The 17281-nt window shown below is 41.9% G+C and carries 15 protein-coding genes and 1 pseudogene; 3 read left to right on the plus strand and 13 right to left on the minus strand.

Translation table 11 applies throughout. The features are described 5' to 3' along the window. Positions 1-16 precede the first annotated feature (16 nt). Both DESOR_RS08955 and DESOR_RS08960 read right to left on the minus strand, forming a co-directional pair. Entirely contained in the window at positions 17-1531 is a 1515-nt protein-coding gene (locus tag DESOR_RS08955; RefSeq protein WP_242832478.1) for an SLC13 family permease, read from the minus strand. Positions 1532-1794: 263 nt separating this feature from the next. Further along, a complete protein-coding gene (locus DESOR_RS08960; protein ID WP_014184282.1) occupies positions 1795-2445 on the minus strand; it encodes a Crp/Fnr family transcriptional regulator in 651 nt (216 codons plus the stop codon). 485 nt (positions 2446-2930) lie between these two features. Between DESOR_RS08960 and DESOR_RS08965 the strand changes: the two genes are divergently transcribed. Then, positions 2931-3464, plus strand: coding sequence for a nitroreductase family protein (locus DESOR_RS08965; protein WP_014184284.1), 534 nt, complete (start codon positions 2931-2933; stop codon positions 3462-3464). 154 nt (positions 3465-3618) lie between these two features. Here the strand turns inward: DESOR_RS08965 and DESOR_RS08970 are convergent, their stop codons facing one another. The 6 genes from DESOR_RS08970 to DESOR_RS08995 form a co-directional block, all read right to left on the minus strand. Beyond that, entirely contained in the window at positions 3619-5331 is a 1713-nt protein-coding gene (locus DESOR_RS08970) for an acyltransferase family protein (RefSeq protein ID WP_014184285.1), read from the minus strand. Further along, entirely contained in the window at positions 5324-6190 is an 867-nt protein-coding gene (locus DESOR_RS08975) for an ABC transporter ATP-binding protein (protein ID WP_014184286.1), read from the minus strand. The genes DESOR_RS08970 and DESOR_RS08975 overlap by 8 nt, the downstream gene beginning before the upstream one ends. 355 nt (positions 6191-6545) lie before the next feature. Then, a complete protein-coding gene (locus DESOR_RS08980; protein WP_014184287.1) occupies positions 6546-7205 on the minus strand; it encodes an ABC transporter ATP-binding protein in 660 nt (219 codons plus the stop codon). A 57-nt stretch (positions 7206-7262) separates the two neighbouring features. Further along, the gene (locus DESOR_RS08985) at positions 7263-8777 is read right to left on the minus strand and encodes an ABC transporter permease (RefSeq protein WP_014184288.1); all 1515 of its coding nucleotides are present in this window, start codon (positions 8775-8777) and stop codon (positions 7263-7265) included. Positions 8778-8883: 106 nt separating this feature from the next. Beyond that, positions 8884-10338, minus strand: a complete 1455-nt coding sequence (locus tag DESOR_RS08990; RefSeq protein ID WP_014184289.1) for a sensor histidine kinase — start codon at positions 10336-10338, stop codon at positions 8884-8886. Between the two features lie 11 nt (positions 10339-10349). Beyond that, positions 10350-11033, minus strand: a complete 684-nt coding sequence (locus tag DESOR_RS08995; protein WP_014184290.1) for a response regulator transcription factor — start codon at positions 11031-11033, stop codon at positions 10350-10352. 104 nt (positions 11034-11137) lie between these two features. On the opposite strand from DESOR_RS08995, the pseudogene DESOR_RS30940 reads away from it, so the two are divergent. Then, positions 11138-11254 (plus strand): annotated as a pseudogene (locus tag DESOR_RS30940) (phosphomethylpyrimidine synthase ThiC); the annotation flags it as partial. 255 nt (positions 11255-11509) lie between these two features. On the opposite strand, the gene DESOR_RS09005 reads toward DESOR_RS30940, so the two are convergent. From DESOR_RS09005 to DESOR_RS09020, 4 genes are all read right to left on the minus strand, one after another. Next, the gene (locus DESOR_RS09005) at positions 11510-12373 is read right to left on the minus strand and encodes a GNAT family N-acetyltransferase (RefSeq protein WP_014184291.1); all 864 of its coding nucleotides are present in this window, start codon (positions 12371-12373) and stop codon (positions 11510-11512) included. 337 nt (positions 12374-12710) lie between these two features. Then, complete coding sequence (locus tag DESOR_RS09010; protein WP_014184293.1) at positions 12711-13304, minus strand: hypothetical protein; 594 nt, start codon at positions 13302-13304, stop codon at positions 12711-12713. A gap of 202 nt (positions 13305-13506) precedes the next feature. Beyond that, positions 13507-14130 (minus strand): SdpI family protein, encoded by a 624-nt coding sequence (locus DESOR_RS09015; RefSeq protein ID WP_014184294.1) that lies wholly within the window; start codon positions 14128-14130, stop codon positions 13507-13509. Beyond that, a complete protein-coding gene (locus DESOR_RS09020; RefSeq protein WP_014184295.1) occupies positions 14117-14398 on the minus strand; it encodes an autorepressor SdpR family transcription factor in 282 nt (93 codons plus the stop codon). The genes DESOR_RS09015 and DESOR_RS09020 overlap by 14 nt, the downstream gene beginning before the upstream one ends. 539 nt (positions 14399-14937) lie before the next feature. Here DESOR_RS09020 and DESOR_RS09025 point away from each other — a divergent pair. Further along, positions 14938-15873 carry a homocysteine S-methyltransferase family protein gene (locus DESOR_RS09025; protein ID WP_014184296.1) on the plus strand — a complete coding sequence of 312 codons (936 nt, stop codon included), beginning with the start codon at positions 14938-14940 and terminating at the stop codon, positions 15871-15873. A gap of 60 nt (positions 15874-15933) precedes the next feature. Here DESOR_RS09025 and DESOR_RS09030 read toward each other — a convergent pair whose 3' ends face one another. Continuing rightward, positions 15934-17181, minus strand: coding sequence for an Nramp family divalent metal transporter (locus tag DESOR_RS09030; RefSeq protein WP_242832524.1), 1248 nt, complete (start codon positions 17179-17181; stop codon positions 15934-15936). Positions 17182-17281: the final 100 nt, after the last annotated feature.

Genomic DNA, 17281 nt, shown 5'->3' on the forward strand with positions numbered 1-17281 from the left:
ATCCATATAGTTATAATTAAAATATAAGGTTTGCTAAGGGCATCCCAACTAGCAGGAACAATACAAAGGATACTGCAACAATAACACTCCCATATCTAACAACATCCCTTGAATCTATCCATTCTTTATTACCAATCAAGATAGCTGCATAGGGAGACGCTGCCGGTGTCAAGAGGGCGATATGCAGGGCAAAAATCACTGCAGTTGATACGGCCATCGGATTGGCACCATTTTTTGTAGCAAAGGTAAAAATGATCGGCATGAGAAGTACACCCATTACGCCATTATTGGCGATATTCGTAATAAACATAGAGAAGACCAGGAGAATTGCGGTGAAAACCATGGGTGAACGGTCCCCTAATAAAGGATTTAAGGCATGAGTTGCAAACTCTTTTATTCCAGTACCTTCTCCGGTTAAGGCCCCAGAGATCACCATAGCCATAGCCACCAAAAAATAAACATCCCAAGTTACATAACGACCGATTATTTCTTTGAAATCAATAATGGGTTTGTTATCGACTTTGAATAAACACAAGCCCACGATAAAGGCCATCACTATACCCCAAGGACCGATCTTATTTAATAATGCTACAAAACCTAATGTCTTCGGTAAAATACTGGGCAAAAGAATCAGAATCAGGTAGCCAAACATGCAAGTGAATAATATTTTTTGTTGCAGGGTCATTAATGGCAACTTGTTCTTTTCAAAACGTTCGGTACTAATATTAGCAATTCTGCTCATATCCGGTTTAAAAACGAACTTGATTAACAAACTGTAAATCATAATTCCCAAGGTAGACATGATTACTCCAAAAAGCATATAAGGCAAATAATCTAAATGCATTTTAGTGACTTTTTCAAAAGACCCTACAATCATGAGGGCCGAGCCAGTAAAGGGTTTAGCAGCCTGTCCGGAAATTGCTCCAAACATCGTACCAATAACCATAATGGTAGTGTATTTATCACCTTTCTTATAGCCTACATCTTCTAATACATCATATAGAATGGACCACATTAGCAGCAGTGCCGGTAAAATGTTTGCAGATAGAGCTGCTAAAACATAGGCAGTATATATAAAGATAAAGCTAAACACCACAGGGCGACCATTAATTATTTTTCTAGTTAAGAACCATCTGCTTATATATTTGGTAACACCTGCGTGCTGGATAGCACCAAATAAGATCATGGCAAAAAGCACTAAAATAGGAACAGTATCTCCGAAAGCTCCCATCAAGACTTCTTTCATGCTGGCATATTGTGTTAAGCCTAAGGCAATCATACCTAACAAACTGGGCCAGAGTATTGTAACAAAAGACCATAAGTAAATCACACCGATAAAGACTCCTAAGACTTGCATACCCATAGCTGTGATTGGCTCAATGGGTTTTAATGCTCCAAAACCGAACATAAATAACAGGCCGATGATACAGTGGATATAATATAACGTATTTTTTGAGGCTTTTGCCGGAGCATTTGTGCTAATGTTTTTATTCACTAACCGTTCACTTCCTTTTCCATTCATTTGCTTCATTTAAATACTGAAAATAAATACTGAAAGTTGTAGTCTTTAACTATATACCTCCTTTAGACGTAATACATTTGAAATAAAATGTACTATTTGTTACAAACATATCCTATCAGTTTAAGATTGGCTGAAAGTATAACCTAAGCAACACTTTTGAATAATTTATCTTATTAATAATAATTTTTAATAATAATAAACATTGACTTTCTCATTTTCCGTAAAAATATGCATAAAAAGAGCTACAGACTTTCTTGCCTGCAGCTCTTTAATTAATACTCAATATTTTTTTCTGCTTTAGCATAACTTATCAACTTCTTTTCATCCAAGATAACAATACCATTGCCTTCTTTAAAAATAACCCCTTCTTCTTTAAGTACTTTAACTATTCTTGTTACCGTAACTCTATGAATTCCTAAAAATCTGCTAATTTTAGTGAGATTACTATAGTCTTTGCTGACGAGTAATTTATCTTGTTTTTGTTTTGCATTTCTTAATAACAGCTCGCAAAGACGATTAGCAACTTTTCCTTCTTGCCTTGCCTGAAAGGAACTGGCCAATTCTCTTAATTCATACATAGCTAAATGAATTAATTGATTTAAAAGATCTGTTTTATCTTGAATATAATCCAGAAAAGTATTTTTAGGAATTTTATAGCAACTACATTTGCTATCTGCTATAAAATTATTAGCGCTGATTCCATTCGTATATAGAATTAATACCCCCACCAAAGATTGTATGATATTTTCAGAGGGTTTCTTTACACCGAAGATTATCTCATCTCCTTTTTCTGTAATGGTCGCACGATGACAAGTACCTCTCACTAAAAGGTATAAGAACTCCACTTCTTCCCCTTGCCTAATTATATAATCGCCCTTTTTAAACTCACAGAGTATAACGCCGGGCTGTTTGAGCAAATCCATGTCGTTCTCCTTTCTATGTCGTGAGAATAATATAGACTATTTTAATAGCCTATATTAGATTATTCAATAGGATCTATTTGTCCTTACAAAATTATTTCAGGCCTGACAGCCAGCAGCAAACAAAACTACCGTTAATTGATATAATATCTTGTATAATTAAAGAAAAATAATTCTTGGAAGCTTTAATGGGGGATAAAATTATGGAACTTCGAGTCGAAGAAAGGCAAGAATCATGTTCAGTGGTTAGTAAGATTGTTAGGTTAAAGATTTTCCGTAGAGTAATAGAAGGCGCCTCACTACAAGAGGGGGAAATCGCAGGTTACGATTGCAGCGCATCAAGTTCAACTTGCGAGTCAAAATGTCACTATCGTCTATTGCTTGAGGACTATTGACATCAAGTCAGATGGCAATTTTATATAATTGAATAAGGACACAATTGTAAGATAAAATATACTGAAATATTTTGTGCTAAGGAGAACAAATGTATGATTAAAGAAATTGAAATGCGTAGAAGCATAAGAAAGTATATTGATAAGCCGGTTGAAAATGAAAAAATAACTGAAATACTTGAAAGTGCGAGATTAGCACCATCAGGTAATAACACTCAACCATGGCATTATATAGTAGTAAAATCTAAAGAAATGAGACAAAAAATAATGGAGGCTTCCCATAATCAAAAATGGATGATAACAGCTCCTGTCTTTATTATATGTGTTGCAGATGTGAAATGCAGAATAAAAGAAGATATAGCAATTGATGATAATAGTCCACAAGATGAGGTAAAACGAATAATTAGAGATACAGCAATATCAACAGGATATATGCTTCTACAAGCGAATAATTTAGGATTAGGAGTTTGCTGGGTTGCAGAGTTTACACAAGAAGAAATTAGGCCAGTTTTAAATATACCTTCTGATAAGTATGTAATTGGGGTTATAACAGTTGGTTATCCTAATGAGACTCCTAAACCTCGACCAAGAAAGAATTTAAAAGATATAATCCATTATGAGCTTTGGTGATAATAACCCTATAAATCAAATAAGAATGTTACAAACGCTGTTCCCGAAACTTAGAATATATGAATGCTATAAGACGCTTCGGGAACAGCTAAACGTTTTACGACATATCGTGCAAGAGCCGCGCCGTCCTGGCGCGGACGAAAAGGAATTTAAACTAGATTATTTTTTTTGAGTACGGAATCAGGCGAACAAGATAGGCAACTCCGAAACAGAGTGGCACTCCTATTACCGCCGCCAGGCCGAACTTCAGTTGCGGTTGCGTCTGCAAACTGCGCAGCGCCAGCATCAGGAAAACGATGACCGGCACGTGAATGACGTACACGGTGAAGGAATGCTGGGAGAGGAGCCTGCCGAGCTTTTTCCCGCCGTTGAGAAAGCGGCGGAAGAACGTGAGGAGCGCCAGGCTCATTCCCACGGCGAAGATCGAATCCCACAGCGCGAAGACGGCCGACTGCCAGCTGCCATAGCCTATGAACGAGCTCTTCAAGCCGATAAGCGCCACAGGGAGCAATATGACCGTCGCGAGTATGGCCAAAACGAAGCCCAGCTGCCCGAGGGAACCGGGGATCGACCGGAGCCAGTCCCGGCGGAAGGCAAGTATTCCGATCAGGAAGAAGCTCAGGTATTGGGGCAGGTATCCAGGCGACGGGAAGCCGAGTATAGGTATACCGTAGGGAATGACGATCCGAAGCAGATAGCTGGCCGCCGCCAACACCAGCATGAAGAGTGCAACTGCGCGGAACGTGAGACTCCGGGGATTCTCCGGCACCGGGCGCTCAGGTCTGTTCTTCACAATCGTCCGCCATGCCAGGTAACCCAGGTCGAATACGAGCAGCATCACAGCGAACCACATCGGCCCCAGGGAAAACAGGCTGGCCGTTGTATTACCTGCAAGCGCCTGCTGCCCATGCGTGCTAATTCTCGTTATCGGGCTGAGTATGAAGACGTAAATGAGCGTGGGGATGCCGAGCCGCAGCAGTCTGTCCTTGAGAAATTGCCCAGACCCCTTGCGTTGGAACGACCCGGGCGTGAAATACCCCGCGAGCAGGAAGAGCAGGCCCATGAAGTATGCCGAGTTCAGCATCATGAACAAATACAACGTGTTGTAGAGTTCGGCCAGGTGCTGCAGCACCACGAGGATCACCATCCATGTGCGCAGATTGTCGGCGAAGTACAGGCGTTTTCCGGGCTCTTCTGCCGGAAGGCTTACCGCCCGGTTTCCCTCAAGAAGAGCGCAGGATAAAAGGCAGGAAAGAGCCAGCAGGATCAGCCCCAGGCTAAACCCGATCGCCGCTATTATTATAAGGTGGGAAGTGAGATACTGAGCCGCCGGGCCCGTCTGTCCCAGAACGTTTGTTTTTCTCGTAAAGGCGAAGGTGATAATGAAAATTAAATAAAACGGCAGGTTGGAAAAGACATACACTTTGGAGAACGGAAATTTAAAATACAGCGGAAATATCACAGCGAACATCAAGCAGACATAAAAGAAGCCGCCGGACAAATAGGCCAGAGATTCCAGGCTGTTTATTCCCCTGTTGGTTAAAATCGAAACAATCGTTGCCACTATCGCTGCGATGATGCCATTAATGACGACGATGCACAGGGCGTATATATATCTGCCTATGACGACTTCGGAAGCCTTAAGCGGCAATACGCCATACAGTTTTTCGAGATTGTTTTTTTCATATATGGAAAAGTACTGACCGGTAAGGGGCGCCGAGACGATCATGACAACCAAGGCGCCAAAAATGGGTGTTTTTGAAATCACAGCCAGAAAAATCCCGAGGATGTAAGCAATCATGAACATCGGATAACGCGACTTCATGATATCGTGATCGAGCTTCAGCGATTTGAGAATATTACCCATGGTTTCTGCCTCCTTTGCTGATGGATACTAAGATTTCGTCGATAGAAGGCGTTTCCGTAACGATTTCCGGAGCCAAATGTTTTATCTCAGAAGCCGGCAACAGTCCTGCAAATCCGGCCAGATTTGTGGTGAGCCCGATGATTTTTTCTTTCAGTGAATCCGTCAGGTCATGCCGTTCGCCCCTGACGATGCAGAAGCTTTTCAGTAAATCATCTTTTGTTCCGGAATAAAAAATTTCCCCATGATCGATGAGGGTAATATAGTCGGCGATTTTTTCCAGGTCCGAAGTAATGTGAGTTGAGAATAGAATGCTTTTCTGATTGTCAGCGATATACTTACTCAATATTTCAAGCAGCTCGTCGCGGGCAACGGGATCAAGGCCGCTCGTAGGCTCGTCAAGTATCAGCAGCTTTGCCTCGTGGGACATCGCAACTGCAAGCATTAGCTTCATTTTCATGCCACGGGATAAATCTTTCACCTTTTTGTCCATAGGCAGATGAAAGTCGCTTACATATTGATTGAATAATTTGCTGCTCCAGTTGCTGTAAAAGCCTTTGAGGGCTTTTTCTACTTCCCTGACATTCCAACTATCAACAAAATAGATATCATCAAAAACGACCGCAATATCCTGCTTGATTTTCTGTTCGTCCTGCACATTGTCCAGGCCGAATATTTTTATTTCGCCGCTTTCCGGGTTAATCATATTGAGGATCAGCCGGATTGTGGTGGTCTTCCCGGCGCCGTTCTGACCGACGAATCCCATGATAGAGCCCATAGACAGAGAAAATGAGACGTTTCTTAAAGAAAAATCCGGGTAATCTTTGCAAATTTCGTTAATTTCAAGGGCAGTATTATTCATAATCGTTTTCCTCCAGTGCAAACTCAAAAATGCCGCTATTTTCATGAATGCTATTTAATCATATAGCTAAATAGCTAAATAGTAAATATAATCTATAAGTAAAATAAAGGCAACAAATCCATCAACTGACGAATAATATAAATATTCCAGTAACACGATGTGACTAAAAGTAAATCCCCGAAATTACCTTTAAGGTATCGAAGAGATTGGATTCTGAAACATGCTTTGGCGTGAGAGGTTGCTTATATGGGGTAAGGCTCCCAGCCTTACTAAGCCCAAGAAGCGGCGGACGTTATAACATTCCACCGCTTCTTGGGTATTTAGTTCTTGGGTACTTACCACATGGGTATTAGATTCAGGCGCTTTGCACAAGCGGCTGCAATTCATAGATGACATCGACATTCTGGGAAACGCTCGGAGAGTGGGTAACAATGATCACGCATTTCCCGTCCTCCGCAGCCAGGTCTTTGAGAATTCCTATAACTTCCATCTCGGTTCTGCTGTCCAGATTACCGGTCGGCTCGTCGGCGATAATAATATCCGGATTATAGGATAGGGCCCTGGCAATCGCCACCCGCTGCTGCTCGCCGCCGGAAAGCTTGAGAACGCGCCGGTTCGCTTTTTCTTCATCAAGCCCGACTTTCCTGAGCATCTCCAGAGCGTGCTGTTTCTTGTCGCCTACTTTCAGCCCTGCGACATCCATTGATAAGATAACATTTTCTAAAGCTGTCAGATGGCGCAGCAGGTTAAAGCTTTGGAAAATTACCCCGATATTTTGACTGCGATACTTTTCCCGGTCAATTTTCGTAATATCTTGGCCCTCATAGAGAATCTTACCGTCGCTGCTCTGATCGAGGCCGGAAATCAGGGAAAGCAGCGTCGTTTTGCCGGCACCGGATTTCCCGACGATGGCATAAGTTTTGCCTTTTTCAAATTCGAAGTTGGCGTCTTTAAGCACCGGGGTTTTTCCGTTGTCATAAGAATAATACAAATGTTCAATTGACAGTACACTCATTTTCATTTCCTCCTACGTTTAACCTGCGGAAGTTCCGCTTGGTGTTTTACAGCCGTCTTAAGATAAGCTGCTGAGAATTTTCAAAGGTTCATAGCGGGAGATAAAGACCAGGGACATACCGCTGCTGAGAAGTACGAGCAGGATTCCGATGCCTGCTATTTCTCCCAAGACCTGACCATTGATAACCGCGTTAATTTGCGTAATATAGTTGGCGTTCTGGCTGGTTCCGAAGAAGCCGCCTATGCCGCCTCTGCCGCCTCCGGCTTGGCCCGCCGAAAACCCGGATCCGGATCTGCCGAAGTTTTGCTGAACTTGTGATTGCTGAGACTGAAGCGAACTGATTTCATTCTGGAGCATATAATTGGCCGTAGGCACTGACGCTGCCGCGCCGACCCCTGCTCCTACGCCCAGAGCTAAAAAGGTAACCATAAACAATTCGGCGATAAACTGTAAGGCAACCTTGCCTTTTTTCATACCAATCGCTCTCAGTACCCCGACTTCGTATTTACGTTCCCGGATGTTAATTATATTCAGGACCACCAGGACAATGGCACCGATGACCAGAACCAGTACCAGGAAGATCGTGGCAAAATGGCTAAGATTATTTAAGGGGGTAACACTTTGCGTAAAGCTGTTAAGATTGGTGCTGACCGTATAATCCGAATTCAGGCCCTTGGCGGTGAGCTCCGCTTTAAAGGCGTCGACATCGTCCGCGCTCTTCAGGCTGAAGCTGGAGGTCAGTTGAGAATTCAATTTCGTATCGTCATTGGCTTGTGATGCTGTCACGATATTGTTGAGCGCTGTATAGTTGGTTATGATCTGATTGGCGGAATTGGAGAACAGATTCATTTGCGAGCCGTCGCTGCTGGAGGTATCGGTATAGATTCCCGTAACCGTGAACTCATCCGCCTGAGTCGAGTCGTTGGGATTTGTCAGGGTAAATTTGCTGCCCACCGTGAGATTGTTGGCCTGAGCCAATTCGTCGCTAATCACGGCGTCATTGGCGGTATCACTGTCGCTGAACATCGAGCCGGAGGTGATCTTATAGGTTCCGTTGACAAAATTTGTTATAGTCTCAGTGGAGCCGTAGCCGGTAATCCGGAAATCCCCTTGCGATCTGTTTACAAAATTACCCATATCAGGCATGCCAGCTCTTGATCTGGCCGCCGTGCCGCTTGACCCTGAGGTTGAAGAACTGCTCGTAGGATTATTTGACATAGCCGTAATATCGCTGGAATCCATCGACGCTGTCAGAGAATAGGATAAACTTTTAACATACGCTGAATCGGCATAGTTCTTTAGCTCGGTCAGCGTCAAGGCGTCGGGCAGGGTAATATCCTGCATATTCGTGCCGCTGGAACTTGCCTGCTGCCTTAAAGCGTTGCGGTCTAAGCCGATGGTTGCTGTGATGTCAAAACTGGCTTTTTGATTATTGACAATCTCGTTGGCCGAATTCCTGATGCTCAAGGCTACACAACTGGCGACCGCGATCACCAGTACGATAATCCCGATCAGCACATTTCTGCCTTTGGATCTGACGATGCTTTTTAAAGCATTTTTAAGAATATACATAAGTTCGTGGTTCCTCCTTAAAATTTGATTACTGGCATATCATAACCTTTGATTGTGTTCGTTTGATGATAAGGTGCGTAAAAGTAAATGAAAACAAAAAAAGTCATTATTTTTCTCTTTTAAGCTCAAACCAAAACGTGCTGCCGTGCCCCTCGGCGCTCTCAACCCCATAAGCCGCCCCTTGAGCTTCCAGGATGCTTTTGACAATCGAAAGCCCCAAACCGCTGCCAATCACCGGCCGTTTGTGGGTTTCGGTCGCTTTATAATAACGCTCCCAGATAACCTCAAGCTTTTCTTTGGGAATTCCTTTGCCGCTGTCCCTCACTTCACAGCGAATGCGATCCTTTAATGCCTTGAGGCTGATCTCAACCCGCTTGTCGTCTCCGGTGTAATTGACCGCATTGCTTATCAGGTTATAAATAACCTGTTCAATTCTCCTTTTGTCGGCTGCGACAACCAAACGTTCCTCGCAGGAGCAAACAAATTTATAGCCGTTCCGTTCGGACAAAATCTGAAACCGCTGCAGGATGTTTCTGACCATTTGTGAGATATCGAAGGGTTGGCAGACGATTTCTTCGCTGCCGGACTGGATCTTGGAAAGATTGAGCATGTCGTTGACTAGGCCGGAAAGCCGGTCCGCTTCTTCTACGATAACACCCGCCCGGAGCTTTCGCTTCTCCTCGTTTTCAGAGGCAAAGTCCCGCAGCATTTCGGCATAAGCTCTGATCATCGTCAGCGGCGTCCGTAAATCATGGGAAACATTGGCGATTAGCTCTCTGCGCAAACGTTCGGTTTTAGAAAGCTCTCTGGTTGCGTAATTGAGCGTAGAAGCCAGCTGATCAATTTCGCTGTAGCTGCCTCGGACAAAGACGACGTTATAATTGCCCTTGCCCAGTTCTCGGGCCGAGCGCGTTAGCATCTCGATCGGTCGGGAAAACCTTCGCGCAATTAGAAAAGCAATAAAAAAGGCGAGGAGCAGGATGATCATCGAGACATAGAAGAGCTGGCTTTTCAGAACCGCAGTGGTGGAATCAATCGGATCAAGGGGCGAGCGGATATAGAGGATAGCCTTTCTCCCAGCTTGGCTGTTTAAGAGCGCTCCATATTCCAGCAATAACCCCTTTAAACGTGCATTGTGCACGCTATAATATATCTCCGTTTTTCCGCTGCTTAAAAGCTGTTCTCTGATTTGCTCACTGATTTGCTGGCTGAACTGAGTGAAATTACCCGGGTGAATTCTCCCCCCGGGTCCGCTCAGGTCGGAGCCGGTGCCGAAGGAATCCGCGGAGAATTCCACATTCCCGTCCAGATCCGTCACCAGAATCATGACATTGTTTTTATAAGAATATTGCTGGAGTGTCGTATCGAAATCCGTCTGCCCGTATTTGCTTTTTAAGGCGTCAGCTATATTTAATATTTCGTGGGTTTTCATGTCCTGGTAGTAATTCTGCAAAAAGACAATCTGCAGCAGCCAGAGAACGCTTAAAATCGCCAGCGCAAACAGGAAAAAATACAGCCACATCTTATAGACAATACTCTTCGTATCAAAGTTAAAACGCATTGCCGTCACCTTCAATGTTCTTTAACCTGGAATTTGTAACCCACCCCGCGTAACGTGACAATATAATCCCGATAGGGACTGAGGCTGTTTCTCAGCATTTTTATATGTGTATCAACCGTTCTGTCATCCCCCGTGAAATCATATCCCCAGACATCATTAAGCAGCTTTTCCCGCGAGAGCGCCAGGTTTTGGTTTTTGATAAGATAAAACAGGAGATCATATTCCTTAGGGGTCAGTTCGGCTTTCTTCCCTTCGACATAAACCTCTCGTCCCGCCATATCCACCTTCAGTCCCGTAAACTCCAGTGCGCCGGATGCTTTTGCCGTTTCTTTGTTCAGGTTCCGGTTGATAATCACATTGATTCTGGCCATTAGTTCCTTGGGAGAAAACGGCTTAACGACATAATCATCAATGCCGACTTCGAAGCCGAATAATTTATCGTATTCTTCCCCACGGGCCGAAAGCATCAATACCGGAATATCCTTGAACTTCTTTATTTCCTTACAGGCGGAAAATCCATCGAGTTTGGGCATCATGACATCCATAACAATAATATCGAAATCCTGGGTCTTACAAATATTCACAGCCTCCAGGCCGTTTCCGGCTTCCATCACAAAATCTCCTTCAAATTCCGCATATTCTCTTATGATCTCACGGATTCCCGTCTCATCATCCGCCACCAATATCCTGTGCATTTTCAGACCTCCGGATAATTTCTCATTCTTAGCTGACCCTATTCTTTTTCTGTAGTTTATCCAGTTTGGTTCGGAAAAATAAAAAGAGGCTCGGCAAAAACTTAAATAAAAAACGGAAAGAATTTAAATACTGTGGTATTGGGGAAGGCTTGAGGATTAAGGTTAATGCCCTGATCGGCACCTCCAGCGATCGTGATGACATGGAAATGGATGCCCGGAAGCACATGAAAAGTATAAGGGTGAGGTAAGCGGGCTGATCGGGAAAATAGGGGAGAGACTGTAAGGCTGCAGGCCTAGGTGCAGGTGGAGTTGAGATGATTGAAGGGACTGATGCAAAACGAAGAATGTTCGTAGAGCATCAGTCCCTTGTTTTCAAGAGGACATCAATCTTCTTAATGGGTAGCCATAACCAGCAACAAGGGTAACCGGAGGGTGACAGCATACTCCACTCATTTTGTATATTGATTAGTCTCAAATTACTCCTGTAGGATTATCTCGTAATAGTCATAAACTGTAATTTCTTTAAATCCACAAGACTTATATAATAGTAAGGCTTTCTCATTTTTGACTGCTACCTCAAGTATTACGTTCAATACTTGTTTCGATAGCAATTTCAATAGTGCCAAGCTTAATACCTCTCTACCGTATCCTTGTCTGCGATATACTGGTTCTATACCAAAGCCGTATATGTAACCATCATTTCCTTCCATCTGTACACCAATTTTACCGATGAATTTTCCTTTTATCTCTGCCACATAGGTTGAATGATAGACATTATCGGCGTCACTGTTCTCTATTTCCTCTTCAGCTGATCCAAAACATAATACATCTAAATTTTTAAGTTCCAAATAGTCTCTAGATTCAGCCTTTCGAAGTGTTATGCCAAGAGTTGGAGAAATTTGGACATTTGACTCATCAAATTTCATTCTATACTCAGAACATGAATACTGAGCATCTGTAGACTTTACAAAACTGGTTCCAGCATCCGAAGACCGTTCAGTAATTAGTAAAATTCTTCTCGCTCCCCGAGTTATACACTCTTGCTTAACTGCATTAAAAAGCTCTTTGAATATACCCCTACGTCTATACTCAGGATGAACCATCCCCATAATTTCTATTTCTTTGGATTTTTGTTCAATATCATATAAGCCCAAAAAACCTATTAGCTTATTACCAACATAATACAATAAGTCGTTTTTCTCATCGGCGGAACGATTAGTAAGCATACTCCAGTTGAGTTTTAAATTTAATCGATCATATTTACAGCACACATTTTCCAGGTCTCGGATATCCTGTAGTTCCTTATCTGATAGCCCTCTCTTGAATAATTGATTTTCCAAACTTGTCCCTCCATCTTGTACTATTTATAATAAAAAATCGACTATTGATTGCTGAAATATTTAATTTAGTATATCTTATAAAATCATTCCAGTCATTAGGATAATATCCAATGCGAAATAGGGGTCAGCCCTTTGCTGACTCCCACTCTCATCAAGTTTGCATAAATGGGGCGAAGGAACTGACTAAGTTAGCCCCGGCAGACCCGGAAGCTTATGAAAAGAATAAGGGATTATGGATAAAAAACTAAAAACTCAAGCTCTAATTGGGCTTGAGTTTATTACGCCTAACTTTCGGATAATTTTCTAAGGATAATTAATAATGTTTTTGTTTGTTACATTAAATTGAATATTCCACTGGAGTATCAATGGTTTGTGAATCCGTATAGAAATTAGAAACTGGTTGAATAGGGGTATTCTGTTCTATCTTTTTATTATTGAAAACTGAGGGATGAGCTAAAGAGACAACTGCTTGTGCTGTCGTCATTCCATAAACTAAATTCATGAGAAAAGCTGTATAAAATGTACTTGATTTATGTGCTTTAAGAGTAAACCATTTAACACGCTGGCCAAATTCATAAAGTGTCATCCAACCTAACATACCGATAAATGAACCTTTAATTAGGTGATGGTCTTTTCCAGTTATCTTTAAAAATCCTGTAATTAAGTATCCAAGTCCACTGCCCGTAAGAAGGTGCATTACATGACCAATTAAAAAATTTTCTTTTCTGTTTGTTCTTATTGGTCGAAAAATCATTGAACCAGCTAAATGTCCATAGAGCATTTCATGTTTACCAAACATCCAAAAAACAGAATCAATAATATCCATAGGGATAGTTCCAATTAAACCACTAAGTAATCCTAATACTACTGAATCTTTGATTCGTGGAGTCTTTTGTGCTAAGTTTATAAAAAATTTTGCAGTTTGAAACACATATATCCCCCCTTGATTTTGTAATATTATTTCTAGAATACAACTATTAAATCCACCCAATTAATACCATTAAATATTTTGAGGCACATAAAATGCCAAGAAGCCTTATCCGGGCAAAAAGCTAAATACTTAAGGTCTTGATTCCCAGTTACATATAAAGGGCACTGACATCAATAACTGCCAGTGCCCTCAGCTAGAACAATTACTCTTTTTTAGCGTAAAAATACGAAGCCACAACGGTAATGAGCACCCATAGGAGTATTGGTATGATAATAGCCAATCTCATCACAAAGTTTGTTGGTAAAATCCAGGCTAGGATAATTATGAGAATACCCATTGCGATGCCTAATTGTCCTCCTAGCCGATGCGTACGATTCCAACTTTCCGTACTCGATAAAGTCCATGGAGTGCGAAATCCGACCCACCAATTTGGTTGTATACGGGGTGAAATATTTGCTATAAGCATAAACATAATACCAATTACAGTTGGAACTAATCGCATCGATGTAATGTTTAAGGCATGACCGACCACAGTTAGATACACCAGGCTAATACATACGACAATGATGCCACCGATATATCGATAGGTCGGCCAAAAGGTCTCGTAGTTCTTTTTCTTTGGGTCAATTCTCCACAGAACGTGCCATAAGAGAATGATGAAGAGCATGATTGCCGGTTCATACAAAACTATTAATAAACGCGGAGTCATTCGGTTCGCATTGCCAATAACCTGTGCAGGGAGATGAGAGTAAGCTATAATTCCAATTATTATTGCTAAAACCCAGGTAAGCCAACCCCACCAAGGCATTGCTTTATTCGTTTTCATCACTGTCTTCACCTCCAAAGTGCTCGAAAAGCCACCCAAGCCATTCTTGCAAAATCGTTGTGTTGAGCCTGTAAATAATAAAGTTTCCTTCCTTCTGATCGACAATCAAATGTGCATTTTTGAGCACATTTAAATGACGACTAATTGTCGGCTGAGCATGCGGAAAGTGGTTTGCAATTTCACCAGCCGTTTTTGGTCCTTCCTTCAATAATTCGATGATCTTTCTGCGTGTTGAGTCGGACATTGCCTTAAAGATGCCCTCATTCATTTGATTTCACCTGCCATTAAAACCTTTCCTAAATGCGATTTAATTGTATAGCTAAATAGCTAAATAGTAAATGGCTAATGTACAAGTAAAATAAGTCATAAGCATATATATCTTTAAATTCTAGCAATTCCTGAAAACTTGGCTTAGGCAAGCTTGTTCTGTGGAGCTCTTTTTCAAATATCGTGGCTAATTCATTAAGCTTCTGTGAAACTACAAGAAATCCTTTAAGCACATTAAATTGAAGAGGAGACGATACTATTAGTGCATAAGCAATTAAGACGATTAAGATTAATCGAAGGTATTTTTGCGAATATCCCGTTTTTAATAGGTTTGGAAAACCTTGACTGAAAAATTCGATTAGTCATTCGTAGTATAATATGCAATAAAATGCAAATCTTTTAGGGGGAAATGATTATTTTAGAAGTTGGGGATACTGCGTTAGTTATCTCCCAGACCTTACTAACTGCAGATAAAGAGGATTCGGACACCATTCCTGTGAGTCGCATTGGTATTATCCGGACCCAATGATGGAGGAGAAAATGGACTTTGAAAGTTGTTACAATAAATTCCCTATTATTCTGATGGAGGGGGCAGTGGGAGAACGATTAAAAAGAGAATATCAGATACCAAACGATGAAGTCGTTGCTCTCGCTAGTCATATATACAATGAAGAATCTAAGAAAGCCTTAGAAGAAATATTTAATCAATACATTAGTATATCAATGAAGCATAACTTTCCTATTATGTTAACAACACCAACTCGAAGAGCAAATAAAGAGCGTGTTTTTCAATCCAAGTATAACAAGAATATTATCTGCGACAATGTTTCATTCTTGCACAAGCTAAAGAACAAATTCCCTTCTCATGTTTATATTGGCGGACTTATGGGGTGCAGGGGTGATGCTTATAAAGCTGATTCCATTCTATCTGTAAAGGAAGCACTGGAATTTCATTCATGGCAAGCCAGTTTGTTTGCAGAGACTAAAGTGGATTTTCTTTATGCGGGTATCATGCCTGCTTTATCGGAAGCTATAGGTATGGCTATGACAATGGAAAACACATCTTTGCCATATATCATTAGCTTTATGATAAAAGAAAATGGTCAATTAATAGACGGCACAACAATTCACGAAGCTATAGCGGCAATCGATAGCTCAACTAAGAGAAAACCTCTCTGCTATATGACAAATTGTGTTCACCCGACGGTCGTATTTAAAGCACTGTCTCAAATCGATAATACAACAACATTAGTTCAAGAAAGATTCAAGGGCATACAGGCGAATACTTCGTCTTTGCCGCCGGAATTATTGGATATTAGTTCTGAGTTAAAAACTTCAGATGCCAATAGTTTTGCCGCAGGTATGCTGGAGTTATATAAAAACTATAAGCTCAAAATCTTTGGTGGTTGCTGTGGTACTGATAATACGCACATGAATGAAACTGCCCAAAGGCTTGGAGTAGTTAACTATGAGTAAAAGGGATGAATACTTAGAACTGACACCAGGAAATTTTACAAAGTTATTTCGGTTTTATACTTAGACATTACCAGTGAATGTAAGGTAAAGAAGAACCGCATTTAAGCTGACAATAACACAGGTAATTGCCCAACCAACAACCTTCGTTAGTGGTTTATTAACTAATTCACCCATCAGGTCTTTACGATTAGTAATTAGTAACATGGGAATAATCGCAAACGGCAAGGCAAAACTTAAGGCGACCTGGCTAATAATAAGCGCCTTCATAGGGTTAATTCCAAGACCTATGATGATCAAAGCAGGAGCCATGGTGATTAGGCGTCGAAGATTCAAGGGAATATTTAAACCCACAAAGCCCTTCATAATCGTTTGACCTGCTAACGTTCCGACAGCAGAAGAAGATAGTCCAGAGGCTAGAAGGGCAATCCCAAAAGCGCCGCTGGAAAAGGAACCGACCAGCGGGGAGAGGGATTGGTGAGCCTGTTCAATCGTATCCACCACCATGCCATTGCGATAAAAGACTGCCGCAGACACAATCACCATAGCGGCATTGACAATGAAAGCAATGTTCATGGCTACAGCAATATCGATGCGTTCTAAACGCAAGTGCTTGCGTTTTTGTTCAGGATTTAAATCTTTATTTCTGGCCTGGACGAGTTGGGAATGCAAGTAAATCACATGGGGCATTACCGTTGCTCCGAGCATGCCTACGGCAATGAGCACGGCTTCGCCATTGGGGAGAGAGGGAATTAAGGTGTGCAGTCCTACTGCACTCCAATCGGGTTTGGCTAAAAAGAGTTCCATGGAATACGCTATACAAATGACGGCAACCAGCCCGCCAATAACGGCCTCGACAACACGTTGTCCGTACTTCTCCAGGTAAACAATAAGAAAGGTGATAACCCCTGTAAGTAAGCCCGCATAGATCATGGGAATGTGAAAGAGTAAGTAAAATCCTAAAGTCCCTCCAAGAAATTCGGCTAAATCCGTCGCCATCGCAGCGAGTTCTGCTTCGATCCAGAAAAAGATGTTCAACTTGTGCGGATAGACCTTGGCACACATTTCAGGGAGGTTACGCCCTGTTGCGATTCCCAGTTTTGCTGACATTCCCTGAAGGAAAATCGCCATTAAGTTACTCCATAAAATCACCCACACCAAATTGTAATTGAAGATGGACCCACCGCTGATATTCGTGGCAAAGTTGCCAGGGTCAATATAAGCTACACTGACAATAAACGCAGGACCAAAAAATCTAAGCATGGATCTAGTTCTTGTTTTCCAACTATCTTTCACAGAGGGCAGGGGCATAGCAAGGCTACGCGGCATATTAACGTCGCTCATTTCATTTCCTCCTCGGTAACTTAACTTTTGTTTTTTATGGGTAAAACAACGGTTCTCGTCGTAGGGA

This window comes from Desulfosporosinus orientis DSM 765, assembly GCF_000235605.1.
In the GTDB taxonomy this organism is placed as follows: domain Bacteria; phylum Bacillota; class Desulfitobacteriia; order Desulfitobacteriales; family Desulfitobacteriaceae; genus Desulfosporosinus; species Desulfosporosinus orientis.

Excerpts from the sequence above, each read along its gene's own strand:
- DESOR_RS08955 (WP_242832478.1), bottom strand. The coding sequence starts at position 1,531 with ATGAAGCAAATGAATGGAAAAGGAAGTGAACGGTTAGTGAATAAAAAC.
- DESOR_RS08960 (WP_014184282.1), bottom strand. The coding sequence starts at position 2,445 with ATGGATTTGCTCAAACAGCCCGGCGTTATACTCTGTGAGTTTAAAAAG.
- DESOR_RS08965 (WP_014184284.1), top strand. The coding sequence starts at position 2,931 with ATGATTAAAGAAATTGAAATGCGTAGAAGCATAAGAAAGTATATTGAT.
- DESOR_RS08970 (WP_014184285.1), bottom strand. The coding sequence starts at position 5,331 with ATGGGTAATATTCTCAAATCGCTGAAGCTCGATCACGATATCATGAAG.
- DESOR_RS08975 (WP_014184286.1), bottom strand. The coding sequence starts at position 6,190 with ATGAATAATACTGCCCTTGAAATTAACGAAATTTGCAAAGATTACCCG.
- DESOR_RS08980 (WP_014184287.1), bottom strand. The coding sequence starts at position 7,205 with ATGAGTGTACTGTCAATTGAACATTTGTATTATTCTTATGACAACGGA.
- DESOR_RS08985 (WP_014184288.1), bottom strand. The coding sequence starts at position 8,777 with ATGTATATTCTTAAAAATGCTTTAAAAAGCATCGTCAGATCCAAAGGC.
- DESOR_RS08990 (WP_014184289.1), bottom strand. The coding sequence starts at position 10,338 with ATGCGTTTTAACTTTGATACGAAGAGTATTGTCTATAAGATGTGGCTG.
- DESOR_RS08995 (WP_014184290.1), bottom strand. The coding sequence starts at position 11,033 with ATGCACAGGATATTGGTGGCGGATGATGAGACGGGAATCCGTGAGATC.
- DESOR_RS09015 (WP_014184294.1), bottom strand. The coding sequence starts at position 14,130 with ATGAAAACGAATAAAGCAATGCCTTGGTGGGGTTGGCTTACCTGGGTT.
- DESOR_RS09020 (WP_014184295.1), bottom strand. The coding sequence starts at position 14,398 with ATGAATGAGGGCATCTTTAAGGCAATGTCCGACTCAACACGCAGAAAG.
- DESOR_RS09025 (WP_014184296.1), top strand. The coding sequence starts at position 14,938 with ATGGACTTTGAAAGTTGTTACAATAAATTCCCTATTATTCTGATGGAG.
- DESOR_RS09030 (WP_242832524.1), bottom strand. The coding sequence starts at position 17,181 with ATGCCCCTGCCCTCTGTGAAAGATAGTTGGAAAACAAGAACTAGATCC.